The sequence below is a fragment of the Dactylosporangium sp. NPDC000521 genome, from assembly GCF_042898305.1.
GTDB lineage: Bacteria > Actinomycetota > Actinomycetes > Mycobacteriales > Micromonosporaceae > Dactylosporangium.
In genome coordinates this window covers 309944-331068 of record NZ_JBIAYW010000006.1, presented here as the reverse complement: position 1 = coordinate 331068, position 21125 = coordinate 309944, and the positions used below count along the sequence as shown (strand labels likewise).

At 71.6% G+C, this 21125-nt stretch carries 15 protein-coding genes; 7 read left to right on the top strand and 8 right to left on the bottom strand.

Annotated features, from left to right (window positions below; genetic code table 11):
- Positions 1-3: 3 nt before the first annotated feature.
- Together ACFY3L_RS21985 and ACFY3L_RS21980 are read right to left on the bottom strand one after the other, a co-directional pair.
- On the bottom strand, positions 4-1395 hold the full coding sequence (locus ACFY3L_RS21985; protein ID WP_389326826.1) for a nucleotide disphospho-sugar-binding domain-containing protein: 1392 nt from the start codon (positions 1393-1395) through the stop codon (positions 4-6).
- 32 nt (positions 1396-1427) lie between these two features.
- Positions 1428-2717 carry an FAD-dependent oxidoreductase gene (locus ACFY3L_RS21980; protein WP_389327362.1) on the bottom strand — a complete coding sequence of 430 codons (1290 nt, stop codon included), beginning with the start codon at positions 2715-2717 and terminating at the stop codon, positions 1428-1430.
- Positions 2718-2986: 269 nt separating this feature from the next.
- On the opposite strand from ACFY3L_RS21980, the gene ACFY3L_RS21975 reads away from it, so the two are divergent.
- The 3 genes from ACFY3L_RS21975 to ACFY3L_RS21965 all read left to right on the top strand — a co-directional run bounded on the left by ACFY3L_RS21975 (position 2987) and on the right by ACFY3L_RS21965 (position 7650).
- Positions 2987-4264 (top strand): MFS transporter, encoded by a 1278-nt coding sequence (locus tag ACFY3L_RS21975; RefSeq protein WP_389326824.1) that lies wholly within the window; start codon positions 2987-2989, stop codon positions 4262-4264.
- Positions 4265-4466: 202 nt separating this feature from the next.
- On the top strand, positions 4467-6554 hold the full coding sequence (locus ACFY3L_RS21970) for a peroxidase family protein (protein ID WP_389326822.1): 2088 nt from the start codon (positions 4467-4469) through the stop codon (positions 6552-6554).
- 25 nt (positions 6555-6579) lie between these two features.
- A complete protein-coding gene (locus ACFY3L_RS21965) occupies positions 6580-7650 on the top strand; it encodes an abortive infection protein (protein ID WP_389326821.1) in 1071 nt (356 codons plus the stop codon).
- Between the two features lie 58 nt (positions 7651-7708).
- On the opposite strand, the gene ACFY3L_RS21960 is transcribed toward ACFY3L_RS21965, so the two are convergent.
- A complete protein-coding gene (locus tag ACFY3L_RS21960) occupies positions 7709-8155 on the bottom strand; it encodes a hypothetical protein (protein ID WP_389326819.1) in 447 nt (148 codons plus the stop codon).
- Positions 8156-8473: 318 nt separating this feature from the next.
- On the opposite strand from ACFY3L_RS21960, the gene ACFY3L_RS21955 reads away from it, so the two are divergent.
- Positions 8474-9781, top strand: a complete 1308-nt coding sequence (locus ACFY3L_RS21955) for an acyltransferase family protein (protein ID WP_389326817.1) — start codon at positions 8474-8476, stop codon at positions 9779-9781.
- A 208-nt stretch (positions 9782-9989) separates the two neighbouring features.
- On the opposite strand, the gene ACFY3L_RS21950 is transcribed toward ACFY3L_RS21955, so the two are convergent.
- Both ACFY3L_RS21950 and ACFY3L_RS21945 read right to left on the bottom strand, forming a co-directional pair.
- On the bottom strand, positions 9990-10427 hold the full coding sequence (locus ACFY3L_RS21950) for an SgcJ/EcaC family oxidoreductase (protein WP_389326815.1): 438 nt from the start codon (positions 10425-10427) through the stop codon (positions 9990-9992).
- Between the two features lie 43 nt (positions 10428-10470).
- Positions 10471-11661 carry an acyl-CoA dehydrogenase family protein gene (locus ACFY3L_RS21945; protein WP_389326813.1) on the bottom strand — a complete coding sequence of 397 codons (1191 nt, stop codon included), beginning with the start codon at positions 11659-11661 and terminating at the stop codon, positions 10471-10473.
- A gap of 152 nt (positions 11662-11813) precedes the next feature.
- Here ACFY3L_RS21945 and ACFY3L_RS21940 point away from each other — a divergent pair, with 152 nt between their 5' ends.
- On the top strand, positions 11814-13001 hold the full coding sequence (locus ACFY3L_RS21940; RefSeq protein ID WP_389326811.1) for a nucleotide disphospho-sugar-binding domain-containing protein: 1188 nt from the start codon (positions 11814-11816) through the stop codon (positions 12999-13001).
- 178 nt (positions 13002-13179) lie between these two features.
- Here ACFY3L_RS21940 and ACFY3L_RS21935 read toward each other — a convergent pair whose 3' ends face one another.
- Positions 13180-13848: a winged helix-turn-helix transcriptional regulator gene (locus ACFY3L_RS21935; protein WP_389326809.1), complete on the bottom strand. Its 669-nt coding sequence runs from the start codon at positions 13846-13848 to the stop codon at positions 13180-13182.
- A gap of 144 nt (positions 13849-13992) precedes the next feature.
- Between ACFY3L_RS21935 and ACFY3L_RS21930 the strand changes: the two genes are divergently transcribed.
- Positions 13993-16134 (top strand): MMPL family transporter, encoded by a 2142-nt coding sequence (locus tag ACFY3L_RS21930; RefSeq protein ID WP_389326807.1) that lies wholly within the window; start codon positions 13993-13995, stop codon positions 16132-16134.
- A gap of 59 nt (positions 16135-16193) precedes the next feature.
- On the opposite strand, the gene ACFY3L_RS21925 is transcribed toward ACFY3L_RS21930, so the two are convergent.
- Positions 16194-19301, bottom strand: a complete 3108-nt coding sequence (locus ACFY3L_RS21925) for a BTAD domain-containing putative transcriptional regulator (RefSeq protein WP_389326804.1) — start codon at positions 19299-19301, stop codon at positions 16194-16196.
- Positions 19302-19871: 570 nt separating this feature from the next.
- Complete coding sequence (locus tag ACFY3L_RS21920; protein ID WP_389326801.1) at positions 19872-20060, bottom strand: hypothetical protein; 189 nt, start codon at positions 20058-20060, stop codon at positions 19872-19874.
- 124 nt (positions 20061-20184) lie between these two features.
- On the opposite strand from ACFY3L_RS21920, the gene ACFY3L_RS21915 reads away from it, so the two are divergent.
- The gene (locus tag ACFY3L_RS21915) at positions 20185-21111 is read left to right on the top strand and encodes a hypothetical protein (RefSeq protein ID WP_389326799.1); all 927 of its coding nucleotides are present in this window, start codon (positions 20185-20187) and stop codon (positions 21109-21111) included.
- Positions 21112-21125: the final 14 nt, after the last annotated feature.

Genomic DNA, 21125 nt, shown 5'->3' with positions numbered 1-21125 from the left:
CGCTCACCGGTCCTTTCGGAAGGAGACGAGGCCCTCGAAGATCTTGACGACCTGGGCGGGCGCGGGGGTGGCGAGCCAGGTTTCGTAGATGTCGTTGGCGCCGTCCTGGTAGACGCCCTCGCCGACGACCTGGAGGATCAGCTTGCCGATCTCCTCGACCGTCAGCGCGCGATGGTTGAGCCGGGCCCCGGCGTGGTTGGCGATGACGTACTCCGACGTCCAGGTCGCCTCCAGCTTCTTCGCCGGCACGATCCACTGGGTCGTCTCGACCTCGGTCTCCTCGCGCACGCCGAACTCCCGGCCGATCGTGTAGGTGGGCGCCTCGACCTTCTCCTGCCGCATGAGCACGGACTCCTCGGTGTCGCAGACGAGCTGCGGCACCCGGTAGGCGCGGCTGGCCGCGAAGGTGCCCATGCCGCCGTGGTGGATGATCGCCGAGCAGGTCGGCAGGAGCTGGGTCAGCGGCACCCAGTCGACCACCACGACGTTGTCCGGGATGGACTCCAGGCCCTGCAGCTGCAGGGCGTTGAGGGTGGCGATGACCTCGATGTCCAGGCCGGCGACCGCCTCGAGGATCTTCGGGGTGCGGTCCCAGTCGCCGGGGACGAAGCGGCGCGTCGACTCGCCCAGGGTCAACGCGACCCGCGGGCGGCGCGGCGGCTCGTTCAGCCACGCCGGGACGGTCTGCGCGCCGCTGTAGGGCTCGTACCGCATCCGCACGACCTTCTCGGTGGTCGGCGGCCCGAAACGCTCCGGCATCGGGTCGAGCGTCCATTGGCCCAGCATCAGCTCCCGGTCAACCTCGAGACCGTAGATCTCGGCGATCGGGCGCATGACGTCGGCGAGCGGGTTGGCCGACAGGCCGGCCGCCACGAGCTCCGCGGCGTGCTCCTCCAGCCGGTCGACGCTCCACGCGATCTCGTCCGGGCCGAGCATGAAGCGGGCGTGCGCGGCGCCGCTGGCCGCAGCCGCCACCGGGCCGGCGTAGAACAGCTCGTCCCACAGCACCAGGTCGGGCTTCCACGCGCGGGCGAAGGCGACCAGGTCGGCGCACTCCGGCAGGTCGGTGCGCACGTAGTCGGCGATCGGGTTCAGCAGGTACTGGTAGAAGGTGATCCAGTGTTCGCGTTCGACGGCGTCGAGGCCCATGACGTCGGCGTAGCGCAGCACCTCGGCGGCCTCGGCCGGCCGGCGGGCGTCGTCGCGCAGCCTGGCCTCGTGCGAGTCCGGGTCGCCGAGCGGCACGGGGGTCAGGCCGGTCGCCGCGATCTGTGGCATGAAGCCGGCATGCGACGCCACCCGGACCTCGTGCCCGGCGCTCTGGAACGCCCACGCCAGCGGCACGATCGGCAGCAGGTGCGCGACCGAGGGGTACGGGGTGAACAGGACTCGCATCGGAATCTCCTTCGGGGAGCTAGGCGGGAGCGTCAGGCGGCGCGGGCGTGCTTGGGGGCGCCCAGGACGCGGCGCATCATGGCGGGGCGCATGAGCGCGGTGGGTGGGTCGACGAGGCCGGCCACCCGGAAGAACGCGGCGGTGACGGTGGGGTCGGTGACGGCCGCGGCGTGCAGGCGGGCCATGTACGCGTTGCCCATCCGCACCTGGAAGGTGCGGTCGCCCTCGACGCCGGGGAAGCCCAGGTCCGCGCCGGCCGAGATGGTCCAGGACGCGTCGACGATCCTGGCGATCTCGCGGAAGAAGCGGCGCGCGTCGGGCACCGGGCCGTGCGCGAGCATGTTGCGCAGCGTCCACGCCTCCAGCGCGGCGACCGTCATGCCCTGCCCGTAGACGGGGTTGAAGCTGCACACGGCGTCGCCGAGCACGAGCAGGCCGGTGGGGAAACGGCGCATCAGCTCGTACCGGCGCCGGACGCTGGCGGGGAACTTGAACGTCACCGGGTCGTCGAGCGGCTCGGCGTCCTGGATCGCCTCGTAGATCTCCGGCGCGGCGAGCGTCTTGGCGAACGCCATGAAGCCCTCGGGGTCGGTCGGCGGGTGGTCGCCGAGGATGCCGGTGAGCGACAGCTGTGACGAGCCGTCGGCCAGCTTCGGGAAGAACGCGCCGCGCGGGTTCGCCGGGCTGGCGACCGGGTTGATGGACAGGTCGGTGCCGTAGGGGTCGTCCTTCAGGCGGAAGTGCCGGGTGGTGTACGCGAGGTCCACCTTGACCTTGTCCTCGGCCGGGCGCCCGTAGCCGAGCTCCTCCAGCCACGCCGGGGTCCGCGAGCCGCGGCCGGTGCTGTCCACGACGAGGTCGGCGTCGAGCGTCGCCGCGATGCCGAAGTCGTCGCTCTGCACCCGCACCCCGGTGACCCGGCCGCCGGCGCCGGTGACGAGCCCGTTGATGGAGAACCGCTCCATGAAATCCACATTGGACAGCTGGGCGACCCGCGCCCGCACGTGCGCCTCCAGCTGCGGCCGGGTCGCCGACACGCTCAGCAGGTCGGCACTGCCGGGGGCGAGCCTGCGGCCGTTGAAGTACCAGCGAAGGTTGCCGGCGATGTCACCGGCCGGGATGCCCGCGTCGATCAGCTCCTGGCGCAGCCCCGGGAACAGCTCCTCCAGGATCTGCTGCCCGCGGGCCAGCAGTGCGTGCGCGTGCCGCGCATGGGGCACGCCGCGGCGCGGCCGGTCCACGCCCATGAGCGCGTCGCGGTCCACAATGGACACCTGTCTGAACGACTCGGCCAGGACGCGGGCGGTGAGCAGCCCGCCCATGCCTCCGCCCAGCACCACGGCACGGCCTCCGACATGATCGGCCACAGCGGGTCACCTCCTGCAATCGCCGGGCAATTTCGTCCAAGTAGCGTCACACCGCCGCGCGGCGGCCCGCATCTCCTGAAATGCGTGCCGCCCGGCCCCTCGAGGGTCGGCACGGCGGGAGATGCGGGCCGCCCGCGCTGCGGCGACAGTGCGGTGTGAGCGGTGCAGCGGTGCCGGAGGGTCCCGGGCTCGCCCTGGTGTGCGTCTATGGAAGGAGATCGACGATGACCATCTCCGAAGCGGCCTCGGAACAGACCGGTGTGGCCGCCGTCCCCGCGCTGGAGGAGCCGACCCGTCGCGTCACCGCACGGTGGATCCTGCTGTGGTCACTGGCCAACTTCATGCTGTCCGGCCTCGTGTACGGTGCCGCCTCCGTCGTCGGCCCGCAGCTGGCCGAGCGGGTCGACCCGGCCGGCAAGGTCGGCATGTTCGCCCTCGCCGGGGTGCTGACGGGGCTCGTCGCCCTGCTCTTCAGCCCGCTGTTCGGGGCGCTGTCGGACCGCACCACGGCCCGCTCCGGCCGCCGGCACCCGTGGATCCTGGCCGGCGCACTGGGCACCGGCGCGGTCTTCGCCGCGCAGGCGTTCCAGACCACGGTCGCCGGCTACCTGCTGACGGCCGTCGTCGCGGGCCTGGCGATCGCGGTGCTCAGCACGAGCCTCGTCGCGGTCGTGCCCGACGACGTGCCGGTCCGGCAGCGGGCGACCGTGTCGGCCTGGGGCGGCGGGGTCGGCGGCTCGCTGGGCCTGCTGGTGTGCATCTCGCTGGTCGCGGTGGCGGTCACCGGCGTCACCGCCGGCTACGTCACGATGGGCGTGCTGATGGTGCTGGGCGTGCTGCCCTTCGCGCTGTTCACCCGCGGCACGCCGCTGACGCCCGCGCAGCGGGCGCCGTTCACGTGGCGGGCGCTCGCCGGGTCGCTGTGGGTCAGCCCCAGGCAGCACCCCGACTTCTGGTGGGCGATGAGCGGGCGCTTCCTGTTCTTCCTCGCCAACGGGCTGTTCTCCGGTTACCTGTACTTCTTCCTGCAGGACGAGATCCACTACGCCGATCCGGCGGTCGGCGTGCTGCTGCTGAACACCGTGTACGTCATCGTCGCGTCGCTGGCCAGCGTGCCGATGGGGCGGATCTCGGACCGGCGGCTGCGGCGCAAGAACCTGACGATCGTCAGCGCCGCGCTCCAAGCGGCCGCGTGCGCCACCCTGGCGGTGTCGCTGACGTGGACGGCGGCGCTGATCGCCGCGGTGCTGCTCGGCCTCGGGTTCGGTGTCTACATGTCGGTCGACCAGGCGCTCGTCACCGAGGTCCTGCCGGAGGCGGCGGGGCGGGGCAAGGACATGGGCCTGATCAACCTGGCCGTCACGCTCGCCGGGCTGCTCGCCCCGGCGCTGTCCGGCCCGGTGATCCTGCACCTGGGCGGCTACTCGACGCTGTTCTGGCTGGCGGCCGTGGTCGGCGTCGGCTCGGCCGTGCTGGTGCGCCCGATCAGGGGCGTGCGGTAGGCGGATCGACCCCGGATCGAGCGGCTCTGGAGCGCCGGTCCAAGCGGGCGAGGCCGCACGTGACAAGAACTCGATGCCCGTGGATGCAGTGAAGACTCGGGTACGTCCGGACGCCGGCACGCCGAAGCGGTCCTCAGCGGTGAGGGTCCGATGTGGACCGTGGTGCCGGACGTCCAGTGCGAATCCGAGAGGGGAGACAGTCATGGTGCAGTCCACCCGCACCCGCGGGCAGCGGATCCGCCGAGGAGGTGCGCTGGTCCTCGCGTTCGTCACCGCGAGCGTCGTGGGCACCGGCTCGGCCGCCGAGGGCGCCGTGCCCGCCGGCGGCGGCATCTTCGGCATCGTCGAGGCGCAGGGTCTCGACGGCGGGGCCAACAACCGGTCGCACCCCGAGTGGGGGCGGACGAACACCATCTACCCGCGGGTGGGCCAGCACCACTACGCCGACGGGGTCAACCAGGCGCAGGGCGGCCCGAACACGCGGTACATCAGCAACCGCGTCATCAACGGCGGCTCGCAGCAGCTGTACTCGGAGCGCGGGGTCAGCCAGTGGGGCTTCGTCTGGGGTCAGTTCCTGGACCACACGATCGCCCAGCGGGTCGGCCGGCGCCAGACCGGTCCGTCCGGCGAGGAGGCGAACATCCCGTTCAACAACGCCGACCCGCTGGAGACCTCGCGCAACGACCTCGGGTTCCTGTTCTTCGAGCGGTCCATCGCCGAGGAGGGCACCGGCGTCACGGTGCCGCGCGAGCAGATCAACGCGATCAGCTCCTACATCGACGCGGCGACCGTCTACAGCAACGCCGACGCCCGCCTGGACTGGCTGCGCGAGGGCACCGTCGACGGCAACCCGGCCAACAACGGGGCGCGCCTGCTCATGCCGGGCGGCTACCTGCCCCGCGCCGCCAGCCGCGGCAACTGGGAGACGGCGCCGCCGATGGTCGTCGGGTCGCTGTTCGCCACCCCGGAGGTCGTCGCGATCGCCGGTGACCAGCGCGCCAACGAGAACCCCGGGCTGCTGGCCACCCACACGCTGTTCAACCGCGAGCACAACCGGATCGTGTCGAAGCTGCCGTCGTGGATGTCGGAGCAGGACAAGTTCCAGGTCGCCCGCGCGGTGCTCATCGCCGAGCTGCAGTACATCACCTACCAGGAGTTCCTGCCGTCGCTCGGGGTGCGGCTGCCCGCCTACACCGGCTACAAGCCGAACGTCGACGCCGGGGTGACCAACGAGTTCGCCACCGTCGGGTACCGCGCGCACAGCATGATCGGCACGCACTACACGATGAAGGGTGAGCCCGGCCGGTGGAGCCAGGCGGACCTCGACTACTTCGCCTCCGTCGGCGTCACCGTGAGCAAGACCGGCGGCCAGGTCGTGCTGTCGGTGCCGATCGGCGAGGAGACGTTCTTCAACCCGGACCTGCTCGAACGGCTCCAGCTCGGCCCGGTGCTGCGCGGGGTGAGCTCGATCCCGCAGAACAAGAACGACGAGATCATCAACAACCTGATGCGCAACGGCGTGTTCGACTTCTCCGGCAACCCGGGCTGCGCCGAGGACCCGTCCGGCCCGACCTGCATCGCCGGCGTCAACGACCTCGCGGCGGTGGACATCGAGCGCGGCCGGGACCACGGCCTGGGCACCTACAACCAGCTGCGGGCCGCGTACGGGCTGCCGCCGAAGACGTCGTTCACCGCCATCACCGGCGAGGCGACGCAGGAGTTCCCCGCCGATCCGCTGCTCACCCCCGGCAACGAGATCAACGACCCGAACATCATGGACTACACCGCCCTGTACGACATCAACGGCCACGCCACGACCGCCCAGGCCGACAACGCGGTCCGCGGCGTGCGGCGCACCACGACGGCGGCGCGGCTCAAGGCGATCTACGGCACGGTCGACCAGGTCGACGCGTTCACCGGGCTGATCGCCGAGCAGCATGTGCCCGGCACCGAGTTCGGCGAGCTGCAGCTGGCGATCTGGAGGCAGCAGTTCCAGGCGCTGCGCGACGGCGACCGGTTCTTCTTCGCCAACGACCCGCTGCTGCCGCTCGTGCGCAACCTCTTCGGCATCGACTACCGGGTGAGCCTGGGCGACGTCATCGCCCGCAACACCGACATCCCGCGCAGCCAGCTGGCCCGCAACGTCTTCCTCACCCCCGGCCAGCAGCACAGCGCCCAGCTGCCGCCCGCACCCGGTGAGCGGCTGCTGCCCGGGCCGAACACCCGGCAGCTCGCCGGCGGCTGGAGCCTCACCGTGACCGGCCCCCGCCGCAACGACCTGAACCCCTGACCCGCAACCCTGAGAGGACGCAGACATGTTCACCTACCGTGGCGTCGCCTACGACGTCGGCTCCAACTTCGCGACCGGCCAGGGGGAGCTGTCGAGGACCGTCGGCGACGACGAGATCCGCACCCAGATCGCGATGATCGCGCAAGCGCTCAACGCGAACGCGGTCACCGTGTACGGCACCGACCTCGCCCGCCTCGAGACCGCCGCCCGGGCGGCGATCGGGCACGGGCTGCATGTCCTGCTGGACCCGCGGCTGGTCGACCACCCGCGCGAGGAGATCCTGCGGCACCTGGCCGACGTCGGCCGGCTCGCGGAGACCCTGCGCCTGGAGGGCGCCGACGTCGCGCTGACCGTCGGCGCCGCGCACACGATCTTCACCGGCGGCATCACCCCCGGCGAGCACTACCACCAGCGCATGGCGAACATCTACTCCGACAACGACCACTACCTGCTGAGCCCGCAGAGCGCCGCCGACCTCGCCGACGCCGCGCCGCGGCTCAACGCCTTCCTCTCCGAGGCGGCCACGGTGGCGCGCGGCGTCTTCAACGGCGAGGTCAGCTACTCGGCGGCGCCGTTCGAGCAGGTCGACTGGGCACCGTTCGACGCGATCGGGCTCATGTACTACTACCAGCCGCGGTACCTGACGCCGGAGCAGCACGCGGCCGAGATCGACCGGTACCGCAGCTGGGGCAAGCCGATCGACATCGCGGGCTTCGGCACCGCCACCTACCGCGGTGCGGAGGAGAAGGCGTTCTTCTTCTGGGACGTGGTGGACCGCAGCGACTTCGACGAGCTGAAGATCCTCGACGGGATCGAGCGGGACGAGGAGGCGCAGGCGGCCTTCCACACCAAGATGTTCGGCATCTTCGACGAGGCCGGCATCCGCGGGGTGACGGTCACCGACTTCATCCACCCGACACACCCGCACTCGCCGGACGACCCGCGGCTGGACCTCGACACGGCGAGCCTGTGCATCGTCAAGACGATCCGGGAGCGCATCGCCGACCCCGCGTCGCCGTACACGTACGAACCGAAGGCGTCGTTCCACGCGATCGCCGGCTACTACGGCTCGTACAAGGCCGCGGCCGTCGCCTGACGCGGACACGACGACGGGCCGGGTGCGCGCACCCGGCCCGTCTCTGCTTCTTCGCGGCCTACTTGACCTTCGTCATGTTGGACGTGTAGCCGCCGCCGCCCGGGTAGACCCACGCACCCTCGTTCTTGGTGCCGGTCTTGTCGAAGGTCCCCTTGAAGTACGCGGGGGAGTCGCGGACCCCACCCCAGATCGTGAGCGTGCTGCCGTCCTCGCTCACCTCGTAGACATAGTCGTAGGTCTCGCCGTCGGAGCCGTAGAAGCGGGACATGATCTCCTCGCTCGGCTCCTCCGCGCCGAACGGGAGCAGCCGCCCGATGACCTCCAGCCCGACGATGTGGTGATCGTTGAGCGTGATGTCGACGTGCTGCAGCACGAACTTCTCGCCCGGGCCCCACTCATAGGTCACCGTGCCGGTCGCGTCGCCGCTCACCTCCCACGTGCCGAGGAGCTTCTCGAGCCTGCGCAGCGCGGCGTCGGGCTTGGTCTCGGTCTTGGTTTCAGTCATGGATCTCCCCTGTTCGCGGATTCCGATAGCCCTCGCGACTTGATGTTGGTCGCCGCATTTCCGGGCCCGGCCAGCATAGTCCGATACGCGGGGCGGTCGCAGCGAGAGCGCGGCAGCGGAGCGAACTGCGCAATCTCAAATACGTCCCGTCATCCGTAGGAGTGAGATTCTGCAAGCGAGGAAGGGGCTCGCGCGGCCCCTTTCGCCACTGGACGCCGGTATGACCGGCGGGGATATCCGAGCGTTGCGACGGCGATTCTCGACGATTAACCGGCCGCATTTTCCGCCGCTGTGCCGATGAACAGATGAGGAGCGAGAATGACGGCACCCATTGCCGCCGGCGTGCGCACCGAGAACGCCGGCGAGACCAGACGTGACCACAAGCTGGAGGGCTTACGCGGTTACCTGGCGCTCGGCGTCGTGGTCTACCATGTCGCGTTCTATGCCGGTCTGACCAGCTTCCTGGACCTGCCGACGCACGGCATCTGGACGGTCCTCGCCGACGGCCTGTCCGTCTGCCTGGCGCCGTTCTTCGTGCTCTCGGCGTTCTTCCTCTACCGGCCCTTCGCCCGTGCCGTGCTGGCCGGGACCAAGCATCCGCCGGCGCGGCCCTTCTGGTGGCGGCGGTTCCTGCGGCTGATCCCGGCCTACTGGGTGGTCGTCACGTTCGCGCTGCTCGTCTTCGACATCAACAAAATCGACGGGTTCTGGTACGCGGCGCGGCCCTACCTGCTGATGCACTTCTACTGGCCGAACTCGCCCTGGATCACCGGTCTCGTGCCGACCTGGACGGTGCCGGCGGAGATGCTGTTCTACCTGATCCTGCCCGGCATCGCCGTGCTGATCGGCCGGTACGCGCGCAAGGCCGCGACGCTGGAGGCGAAGCGGCGGCGGATGCTGGCGCCGCTGACGCTCTTCGCGGTGGTCGGCTTCGCGTGGACGGTCTACACCAACGTGCCGTCGCAGCTGGACACCGCGGTCGTCTACAACCTCTGGTACTGGCCGTTCGGCTACTACGACGCGTTCGCCATCGGCATGCTGCTGGCGACGGTGTCGGCGTACCACCAGGTGAGCGGCAAGACCCCGCGCAGCTACGCGTTCGTGGCCAGGCACCCCAACGTGCTGTGGGCGCTGGCGCTGGTCGTCTTCGTGGCGAACCTGAACCGGTTCTTCGGCAAGCTCGGCATGGGCGACTGGGCGTCGTTCAACCAGGAGCTGCTCATCCACGCCCTGGTGCTGCTCTTCGCGGGCCTGATCGTGGCGCCGCTGACGGTCCCCGGAGTGCGCTCGCGGCTGATGGAGCTCACCCTGAACCCGCGGCCGATCCGGTTCGTCGGGCGGATCTCGTACGGCGTCTACCTGTGGCACATGGTGGTGGTCTCGCTGCTGCTGAAGCAGGGGCCGCTCTTCGGCAACACGCCGGGCTTCGGCCCGGAGCTCTACGGCGCGGCCAACTTCTGGTGGCTGCTGACCTGGACGACCGTGGGCACCATCGCGGTCTCCGCGGTCAGCTACTACCTGCTGGAGCAGCCGCTGTCGAAGCTGGGCCGGCGCAAGCCGGAGGCGCCGCCGGCCGAGCCCGCGATCAAGACGGGCCAGGCGGTCGAGGTGCCGGCCGCGCCGTGATCCACCGCGCATGAGAAGGGCCGGTCCTGAGTGGACCGGCCCTTTTCCGTTGGCTTCTGTCGTTTCCCGTTGGCTTCTGTCGCGTCGGTACCGGCCGGACCGGGCGCGACACCGCTCGGGGCGGACGCGACGACGGCCGGATCCCCTGAAGGGATCCGGCCGTCGCGCCGCCGCGAGGAGGGTCGAGGGGATTCTCGCGGCAGGTCCGTCAGCCCTGCGTGCCCGGGGTGGGCAGGCTCTTGAAGGCCGGGCTGTTCTGGTACGCGGCCAGGCGCCACGCCCCGTCCTGCTTGACGGCCAGCCAGGTGGCCCGGATCGCCTGGTCGTCGGAGACCTCGGACTCGCCGGCCGCGAGCACGCCGCCCTGCGTCTGGAGCACCACGACGCTGTCGCCGAGGAAACGCATGTCGATCGGCTTCCCGGTGACCTGGGTGTTCTTGTACTGGTTGGCGAACGCGTCCTTGAGGTACGCGCGGATCTCCTCGCGGCCCTTGCGGTACATGCCGGGCAGGATCATCGTGCCGTCCTCGGTGAAGACGTCGGCGAAGCCGTCGCCGTCGCCGTAGGCCCAGGCGGCGATGACCCGCTGGGTGAGGCCGGCGACGGCGACCTGGTCCGCGGCCGGGCCCTGGGTGGTGGTGGTCATGCCAGTCTCCTGTCGGTTCGGGTCGGTCCGGATCAGGTGCCGGTCAGATGTAGAGGGTGTTGGGCTCCAGGCCGCACAGGACCCGGCCGTAGAGCTCGGCGTTGGTGTTCGGGTTCATCAGCGCGTGCAGGTTGATGGTGTGCAGGTCGTGCGCGATGCGCTGGATCGGCACGTCCTGGTACACCGACGAGCCGCCGCTGGCCGACGCCAGGATGTCCACGGCCTCCTTCGCCAGGCGGACGGCGGTGCCCATGTCGGCCCGGGCGCGGGCCCGCTCCTCCAGCTTCCAGGGCAGGCCCGCGGCCGCCTTCTCGTCGACGGTGGCGGCGAGCCGGTGGGCGTGGAACGCCGCCTGGTCGCTCTTCGTCGCGGCCTCGGCGACCTGGAAGTGGGTGAGTGGCGCGTCACGCTGGGACTCGTAGCCGGTGTAGGTGATCTTCCGGTTGGGCAGGCGCTTGAAGAAGCTCTCCTTCGCCGCGCGGGTCATGCCCAGGACGGTGCCGACCGAGGACGCCGAGGCGACCGGCAGCAGCGGCACCTGGTGCATGGTCTCCGTAGCAGCACCGTTGCCGGCGCCGGCCGCGGAGCCCTGCAGCACCGCCGGCAGCGGCACGACCCGCTCCTGCGGGATGAACAGCTCCTGCGCGACGGTGGAGACGCTGCCGGTGCCGCGCAGCCCCGTCGTGTGCCAGTCGTCGACGACCAGCAGGTCGCTCATCGGCACGAGCGCCATCACCGGGTACGGCTCACCGTTCTCCGGCGCCAGGATGGCGATGATCTCCTGCCAGTGCGCGTGGTGCGCGCCGCTGATGAAGCCCCACTTGCCGTTGACGACGATGCCGCCGTCGGCGGGGCGGGCCAGCGCGCTGGGGCTCAGCGTGCCGCAGATGCGCACGTCCGGGGTCGAGAACACCTCGTCCTGGACGGCCTGCGGGAACAGCCCCGCCATCCAGGTGGGGATCCAGTAGACCGCGGTGACCCAGGAGGTCGAGCTGTCGGCGTGGCCCAGCTCCGTGGCGACGTCGACGAGGGTCGCGGCGTCCGCCGCGTAGCCGCCGTAGCGCTTCGGCGTGCGCAGCTTGAACAGCCCGGCGTCCGCGAGGGCCTCGATGGTCTCGTCGTGCAGGCGGCGGTGCTCCTCCGCCCAGCCCGTGCGGGCACGCAGGGTCGGCCGCAGGGCTGCCGCCCGGCGGACGAGCTCCTCGCGGTCGGGGACTTCGGTCGTGGTCACCATCTCCTCCTAGGCACAGCTGCTGCGGGACGCTCCGACCGTCGCATCGCGCCCGATGGCGGTGCATCTCCTGCCGTGCGGGAACGGACACGCACGGTGCGCGATGGCTCGATGGAAGAAGACGGCGCGGTGCCGTGCGGCGGATGCTGACCGGTATGCGCGTGCTGTTCACGTCCGTCGCTCTGTCCGGGCACCTGTTCCCGCTGGTGCCGCTCGCCTGGAGCTGCCGCACGTTCGGGCACGAGGTCCTCGTCGCGACGTCGGACAACTTCCTGCCCGAGGTGACGAGATCCGGGCTGCCGGTCGCGTCGTGCGGCCCGGCGATCGACTTCGTGGACCTGACCACGGCGGCCGGCATCCCCGAGGACCTGCAGCAGCGGCGGCTCGCCAACGGGCACGCGTTCGGGCGGATCGCGGCGTCCGCGCTGCCCGGGATGCTGGAGCTCGTCCGCGCGTGGCGGCCGGACGTGATCGTCAGCGAGCGGGCCGAGTTCGCGGGGCCGATCGCCGCCGCGGTGTGCGGGGTGCCGCAGGTCGAGCTGCAGTGGGGGGTCGCGCGGCTGGCGGAGTACCGGGCCGGGGCCGCCGTGCAGCTCGCGGAGGGTCTCGAGCGGCACGGCCTGGCCGCGCTGCCCGCCCCGCGCGAGGTGCTCAACCCGTGGCCGCCGAGCCTGCGGCTGCGGCATGCCGCGGCCCATCACGGGATGTGCTGCGTGCCGTACAACGGCGACGCGCGCGTGCCGTCCTGGCTGTGGGCGCCGCCGCGCCGGCCGCGGATCTGCCTGACGCTCGGCACGGTGCTGCCGCGGCTCGGCGCCGACGGCGTCACCGGCGTGGTGGTGCCGCTGCTGGAGCGCCTCGGGCGGCTCGACGTGGAGGTGGTCGTCGCCGTCGACGACGCGGTCGCCGCGACCTGGCCGCCGCTGCCGGCGGTCGCCCGTCAGGTCGGGCGGATGCCGCTGTGGCAGGTGCTGCAGACCTGCGACCTGGCCGTGCACCACGGTGGGCAGGGGACCGCGCTGACCGCGTTCATGGCCGGCGTCCCGCAGCTGGTGATCCCGGTCTTCGACGACCAGGTTGACAACGCCGAGGCGGTCGCCCGCTCCGGCGCCGGTGCCTGCATCCTGCCCGACGAGCTGACCGTGCCCGATGCCGTGGCGGCCTGCGCCGCACTGCTCGGCGAGCGGCGCGGTGCGGGTCAGGCGGCGGTGGCGGCCCGCGCCGTCGCCGCGGAGATCGCCCGCCAGCCGTCCCCGGCGGCGGTCGTCGACCTGCTGGGCGGCGTCGCCCGCGGGCTGCCCGCCGGCACGATCAGGCCGCGGCGACGCGCGGACGTGGCCTGATGGAGCGCAGGCCGTTGCGCGGTCAGGCCGCGGCGACGGACGGACGCAGCCTGGTGGGGCACGGGTTGCCGGGCGGTGCCGCGCGGGCCACGCACCACGGTCAGGCCGCGGCGTCGGTTGGGCGTGGCCTGGTGGGGCGCGGCCTGGTGGGTGGCGTCGCGCGGCGCACCCGCCGCGGTCAGGCCGCAGCGACGGGTGGGCGTGGCCTGATCGGGAACAGCTCCGCGAACCGCGCGAACAGCGTCTCGTCGCCCGTGAGGGTGACGTCGCCTCCGGCGACGGCGTCGTCGGCGGCGACCTCGCCCGCCATCACCGCCCGCAGGACGGGTCCTGCCTCGATGACGAGGTCGGGCGTGTCGAGCCCGCCGGGGTGCACCTCGAGCCGCCCGTCGTCGATGTGGGCGTGCACCACGACCTCGCCGAAGCGCAGCTCCAGGACCGCGTGCACACCCACGGCGGCGGCCGGCTCGAACGTCGTGCGCAGGGCCATGACCAGAGAGTCCGGCGTGACGACCTCGTCCGGCCCGGGGTCGGTGAGGGCGCCGGCCCCCCACTTGCCCAGCTGGAGCACGGCCGGCTCGAGCTGGGTGCCGTAGTCGGTCAGCTCGTAGACGACGGCGCCGCCGGGCCGCGCCTGCAGGCTGCGGCGGACGAGGCCGTTGCGCTCGAGGTCCTTGAGCCGGTCGGACAGCACGTTGGTCGGGATGCCGGGCAGGCCGATCCGCAGGTCGGTGTAGCGGCGCGGGCCGACGAGGAGGTCCCGGACGATGAGCAACGTCCAGCGCTCCCCGATCAGCTCGAGCGCGCGTGAGATGCCGCAGAACTGCCCATACGCTCGCTTGCTCATCACCCGATCGTACTGCGTGATGCGCTTGACGCCGTATGCTTGTTTCTAGCAAGCTAGCTTTTAGAAATGAACTAGTACCGATGTACGGTGCCGAACCCAACCAAGGAAGCCAACCGAGGTCGTGCAGACCGGGGGAGGGGAGTCATGGAGCGTGTAGCTGGAGTCGCGAGGCTCATCAGCGGGCGCCGGACGAAGTGGATCGTGCTCGGCGTGTGGCTCGTGTTGTTCATGGGCCTGTCGCCGCTGTCGGGTGAGCTCACGGGCGTGCAGAAGAACGACATCGCGCAGTGGCTCCCCGGCAGCGCCGAGTCGACCCAGGTCGTCGAGCTGCAGAAGCAGTTCCAGCCGACCGAGGTGGCACCCGCGGTCGTCGTCTACGAGCGCCCGTCCGGGACGACCCCCGCCGACCTGGAGAAGGTCAAGGCCGACGTGGCGAAGTTCGCCGGCGTGGACGGCATCGCGGGGGAGGTCTCCCCGCCCGTCGAGGCCAAGGACGGCCAGGCGCTGCAGGTCGTGGTGCCGGTGAAGGTCACCACCGACGACCCGGCGAAGGCGCTCGACCGGGTCAAGGCGATCCGGGCCATCGCGTCCGCCGGCGACACCGGACTCACGGTGCACATCGCCGGGCCGCTCGCCTTCACCGCCGACAACGTGAGTGCGTTCGAGGGTGCCGACTTCACCCTGATGTTCGCCACCGTCCTGGTCGTGGTGGTGCTGCTGCTGGTCATCTACCGCAGCCCGGTGCTGTGGCTGCTGCCGGTGATCAGCGCGATGATCGCGCTCGTCACGTCGGAGGCGGTGATCTACCTGCTGGCGAAGAACGCCGGCGTAACCGCGACCGGTGAGAGCTCCTCGATCCTCACCGTGCTCGTCTTCGGTGCCACCACGGACTACGCGTTGCTGCTCATCGCGCGGTACCGCGAGGCGCTGCGCCGGCACGAGGACCGGCACGCCGCGATGGCCGTCGCCCTGCGCCGCGCGGCACCGGCCATCGTGGCCAGCGCGGCCACGGTCGCGATCGGCATGCTGTGCCTGCTGTTCGCGGACATGAACTCCACCAGCGGCCTCGGCCCGGTCGCCGCGGTCGGCATCGCCGTCGGCCTGCTCGTCGCGGTGACCCTGCTCCCGGCGCTGCTGGTGATCTGCGGCCGCTGGCTGTTCTGGCCGAAGAAGCCGCAGGTCGGCTCCGCCGAGCCCAGCGCGCACGGCGTCTGGGCCCGGCTCGGCGAGCGGATCGCCCGCCGCCCGCGCACCGTCTGGATCGGCACCGCGCTCGTGCTCGGTGTCATGGCGCTCGGCCTCACCCAGCTCAACGTCAGGATCCTGTCCGCCGAGGACACGTTCGTGACGGAGCAGCCGTCGATCAGCGCGATGAAGGTCCTGTCCAAGCACTTCCCGGCGGGCTCCGGCGAGCCGGTCGTGGTGGTGGGCAAGGCCGACAGCGCCGCGGCACTGAAGGCGGGCATCAGCGGCACGGCCGGCGTCGTGGACGTCACCGAGCCGGTGGTCAAGAACGGGCTCGCCCTGATCGAGGGCACGCTACAGGCCCAGCCGGGCAGCGCCGCCGCCGACGACACGATCGTGCGGCTGCGCGCGGCGGTGCACGCGGTCGCCGGCGCCGACGCGAAGGTCGGCGGGCCGACGGCGATGAGCCTGGACATGGACCGGGCCACCAAGCACGACAACCGGCTGATCATCCCGCTGGTGCTCGTGGTGGTGCTGCTCATCCTCTGCGTGCTGCTGCGGGCGATCGTCGCGCCGCTGCTGCTCATGGCGACGGTGGTGCTGTCCTTCGGTGCCGCGCTGGGCGTCAGCACGCTGGTGTTCGAGCACGTGTTCGGCTTCGCCGGCGTCGACAGCAGCTTCCCGCTCTACGTCTTCGTCTTCCTGGTGGCGCTGGGCATCGACTACAACATCTTCCTGGTCACCCGGGTCCGGGAGGAGGCGCTGCGGATCGGGACGCGGCGGGGTGCGCTGGTCGGCCTGGCCGTCACCGGCGGCGTGATCACCTCCGCCGGCCTGGTCCTGGCCGCCACCTTCGGCGTGCTGGCCAGCCTGCCGCTGGTCTTCCTCGCCGAGATGGGCTTCGCGGTGGCGCTGGGCGTCCTGCTCGACACGTTCATCGTGCGCTCGGTGCTCGTCACCGCGCTGAGCCTGGACGCCGGGCGGCACCTCTGGTGGCCCTCGAAGCTGGCGGCCAAGGCCGACGTGCCCGAGGACGTCGAGCCGATCCCCGCGCAGGCCGGTGGCCAGGGCACCCCGCGGCAGCCGGACCTGGTCTCGTGACCCGCATCGAATGATCCGCGCCGCCGGCCCGGCGCCCCGCCAGCAGCGGCGGCGCCGGGTCAGCGCGTGATCTGCTCCGCGTCCAGGGCGGCCCGGGTCGTCTCCAGCTGCACCAGCAGGTAGGCGGCGTCGCGGGAGCTCACGTCGGTGAGCAGCATCCTGGCCTGCTCGGTCTCGGCCCGGGCGAGCTCGAACTCGCCCTGGTTGCGGTGCACCTCGGCGAGCAGGCTGAGGGTCTTGCCGTGCCACATCGCCGAGTCGAGCTCGTCGAGCAGGTGGGCGGCGTCGAGCAGGTGGGCGGCGGCGGCCGAGTAGGCACCCCTGGCGAGCACGATCTCGCCGAGTGCGTAGAGCGCCTTGGCCTCGACCATCCGCTCACCGAGTTCACGAGCAAGGGAGAGCGCGTGCTGCAACGTCGTCTGCGCCTGGTCGAGGCGGCCCTCCTGGTGCCGCACGACGCCCAGCCCGTAGAGCGTGTAGCACTCGCCGATCCGGTCGCCGAGGTCACGCACGATGAGCAGGGCCCGGTGCAACGACTGCCGGGCCAGCTCGACCTGGTCGGTGCGCAGGTACAGCTCGGCGAAGCGGTGCATCACCTGCGCCTCGCCCCGCAGGTGCCGGGCCGTGAGGCACAGCTCCAGCGCCCGGGTCAGATGCTCGTGCGCCTGCGCGGTGTCGCCCTCGTCGACCCAGTAGCCGGCGAGGCTCTGCAGCACGTGCGCCTCGCCGGTGGCGTCGCCGACGTGCTGCAGCAGCCGCCGTGCCTCCTGGAACTTGTCGAGCATCTCGGCGAACCGGCCCTGGTGCCGGTCGACGATGCCCGACTCGCGCAGCACCAGCGCGCAGCCGTGCACGTGGCCCGCGGCGCGGAAGATGCCCAGCGCGGTGCCGAAGCACTGCCTGGCCTCGGCGAGCCGCTTCTGCACCATGTGCAGGCAGCCCAGCGAGTACAGCATGGCGGCCCGGCCGATCCTGTTGCCGGCGAGCTCCGCGGCGGCCAGGCCCAGCTCGGTGGTCTCCTGCCAGTCGCTGAAGTAGCCCTTCACCTCGAACAGCCCGGCCGAGGTGAGCGCGATGTCCCAGCACAGCTCGTCCAGCCCGGTCGCGGCCGCCTGGCGCACCGCGGCGACCAGGGCGCGGCGCTCGGTCTCCCACCACTCCAGGGGGCTGCCGATGATGTCGAGCTCGACGCCCTCGATCCGCCAGCGGGGTGCGGTGCCGTGCAGGATGTTGAAGTCGCCGCCGTGGTCCTTGCGGTAGGCGTCCTCGGCGAGGCCCAGCCAGGCGCCGAGCACCCTGGACAGCGCTTCGTCGCGCTCCTGCGCCAGCTCCTGCTCGGCCATCTTCTCCAGGGCGTAGGCACGGATGAGTGTGTGGAAGCGGTACCGGATCCGCTCGCCCGGATATTCGACGGTGTCCAGCAGCTGCGCGTCGACGAGCTGCTCCAGCACGTCCTCGGCCTCGCGCAGCGGGCTGTCGAGCAGCGCCGCGGCGGTCCAGCCGGGGAAGTCGGGCGCCTCGATCAGTGCGAACAACCGGAACAGCCGCTGGCAGCGCGGGCTGAGCACGCGGTAGGTCAGCCCGATGGTGGAGCGCAGCTCGAGCCCGCGGTGGCTGAACTCGTCGAGGCGGTGCGCCTCGTCGTCGAGCCGGGCGACGACCGTCTCCAGCCGCCAGTGCCGCTTGAAGGCGAGCCGGGCCCCGGCGATGCGCAGCGCCAGCGGCAGGCCGTCGCAGAAGTCGATCAGCGCGAGCGCCGACTGCTCCTCGGCCTCGACCCGGACCGGCCCTATGATCCTGGACAGCATCCGCATCGAGTTGGCGGTGTCGAACACGTCGACGTCGACGAGGTACGCGCCGGGCAGCCCGGACAGCCGCATCCGGCTCGTCGCGATCACCGCGCAGGTCGGGCTGCCGGGCAGCAGCCGCTGCATCTGCTCCTCCCCGGACACGTCGTCGAGGACGACCAGCACCCGCCGGTGCGCGAGGCGGCTGCGGTACAGCTCGGCCCGCTCCTCGACGTCGTCGGGGATCGCGGAGCCGGGCACGCCGAGCGCCCGCAGGAAGCGGGTCAGCAGCGCCCCGGTCAGGTCCTCGTCGGCCGGGTGCTGGAGGTCGGCGTAGAGCAGCCCGTCGGGGAAGCGGTCGCTGAGCTCGTGGGCGACCCGCACCGCGAGGCACGACTTGCCGACGCCGCCCTTCCCGGCGAGGGCGACGATCGGCATGGCGTAGCGCGCGTCGCCCTGCCTGGGCGCGTCGGTGAGGATGCGGGTGATCTCGGCGATCTCGGCCTCGCGCCCGGTGAAGTCGGCGATGCTGCGCGGCAGCTGGTTGGGCACCAGCACGGTGAGCTCGGGTCCAGCGCGCCGCGGTGCCGCCGGCGCGGTGCTCTGCTCGGCGGGCGGGGCACCGGGGTGCACCTCCAGCGACGGGTCGCGGTTGAGGATGGCCCGTTCGAGGTGCTGCAGGGCGGCGCCCGGCTCGATCCCGAGCTCGTCGATGAGGGTGGCCCGGGCGCGGCGGCTCACCTCGAGGGCCTCGGCCTGCCGGCCGGAGCGGTACAGCGCGAGCATGAGCAGCTCGTACAGCCGTTCGCGCAGCGGGTGCTCGGCGACCAGCGTCGCGAGCGCGCCGCCGATCTCGTGGTGACGGCCCAGCTCCAGGTCGAGACGGGCCAGCTCCTGGATCGCCGAGAGCCGGTCCTCCTCCAGCTGGGCGGCGCCCCGCTGCACCAGTGGACTGTCCACATCGGACAGCGCGTTGCCTCGCCAGAGCGCCAGCGCCTGCCGCAGCGCGGTCGAGGCCTCCGCCGGCCGGCCGGCGTCGGCGTGCTTGCGGGCCTCCTGCACCCGCGCGGTGAACTCGGTGCGGTCCAGGTCCGCGTCGGGGATCTCCAGCATGTAGCCGCCCGGCCGGGTGCGGATCGTCGCCGAGCCGTTGGCGCCGGTGACGTGCTTGCGCAGCGCCGAGATGCAGATCTGGATCTGCGCGCGGGCGGTGGTCGGCTCGTCCTGCTCCCAGACCGCCTCGATGAGGGCGTTGACGGGTGTCACCCGGTTGGCGTTCAGGGCCAGCATCGCCAGCACCACCCGCAGGCGGGGGCCGCCGATGTTCACCACGTCCCCGCCGCACACCAGCTCCAGCGGGCCGAGGATTCTGAACTTCATTCGGATTCCCGATCGGCCGAGGACGAGCTTCGCAACCGTGCCACCTGGTGTGACCCCCCGTTCGATATGCTCTGTGCGGCCTGGCGTGCGTTCGCCGGGGTCGACGGCCGGGGCCGTCGCGGTGCTCCAGCATCGCACGCAGGCGCCATGAGCAGATCTTCCCGGCTTGCGCCGATCCGAAATGCAATTCGCCTACGTCGATTGAAGCATATTTTCGTGGCGAGTTCTGGCGATCCGCGATCCGGAGCGGGCGTGCCGCGAATAACGCTACTTGATGTCCCTTCGGTGGATTTGTGCATGACTGTTCGGTGGATGGTCGAATCGCCGCTTCAGTGTAGAGCGGCGGCGCCGGCCCGGCCGGGGGCCGGACGCGCCGAAACGGCCCGGCCGCCGATGGTCTCGGTCGGCCGGGCCGCTCGTGGTGGTCGCCGGGCTCGCTGGGCGGTCGCTGGCCGATCGGGGGATCGGGTCCGGCCGTCGTGTCGACGCCTTCGTGGACCTGTCGTCGCGCGTGGTCGCCCGACCGTCACCGGCGAGTGCGGCGCCGCCACGGAGCTGCCGCCCGCGGCGTCAGTGCCACGGCTCGAAGGCCATGGCCACCGGAGCCGCGATCGTGTTGACCAGTGCGACCGCCGTGGCCGCAGCGAGGAAGAGCCTGCCGATGAACCTACGATTGGTGAACATTACATTTCCTCCCCATGTGCGTTTCTTTTCAGCGCCGCCGTCGGCGTCTGGGAAGGAGTTCATCGGGTCGTGCATTCGGTGAAGCATCTATCGACAATCAATGGTCTTCTCGGCCCTGATAGCGGATGGATGGCAGACGGAAAGCGAAATCGTGCAGGCTCGGTGCGCAAAATCACGGCGCGCATGAGAAGCGGTGCACATGGCTGATCCGATCCTCCTGTTCACCGGCGAGGAGCTGCGGCGCGCCGGCGCGATGATGAACCCGCTGGACGTCCTGGCGGAGGAGCTCGTCGCGCCGGGTGCATCGGCAGGTGTCCCCGGCGCGGCAGCCTACTGGTGCACCCTCACGCCGTGGACGCCGGCGGACGCCGGTACCGACGCCGGCAACGTCACCGAGACGCTCGTGCTGTGCGAGCTGTCCGGCACCGGCGACCGCAGCCTCATGCCGGCGGAGATGCTCCGCCTGCTCGGCGCGGCGGCGCTGACCGCCCTGGCCGTGCGGGAGCTGCTGGGCCCGGGCCTCATCACCGCGTGCGTGCTCGGCTCCGGCCTCGCCGCCGAGGTGCAGCTGGCGGTCAACGCCCAGCACACGCGCGACATCAGCCACGTCGCCGTCTGGCCGGGCGGGACCACCGACGCGGCCCCGCTCGACCCGCGCGTGCTCGATCAGCTCGAGCTCGCCGGCGCGCGGCTGACCTCGACGGCGAGCGTCGAGCAGGCGCTGTTCGGTGCCAACCTGGTGATCGTCACCGGGGACGTGGGCGACGCCCCGACCGGCACGCACCTGGCCAAGGGGGCGCTGGTCGTCAACGCGGCGGGCCTCGAGCTGCCGGCCGGCTTCGCCGACGGCGCCCAGGTCCACCTCGTCGACGACGCCCGCCTGCTCACCGGCGCCCCGGACCCGCAGATGTACCTCGACCTCGGCGCCACGGCGGCGGGCAGGCACGACGCCCGCCCGGTGGACGCCGACCTCGGTCAGGTCCTCACCGGCCTGCACCGGGGCCGGCCGCATCTCGACGCGATCGTCGTCGTCGAGCTGCTCAGCGCCGGCCTGCTGATCCTGCCGCTGGCGGGGCGGCTGCACCAACTCGCGCGCCGGCTCGGCCTCGGCCGTCCGGTCGGATGAGAGGCCCGTCATGC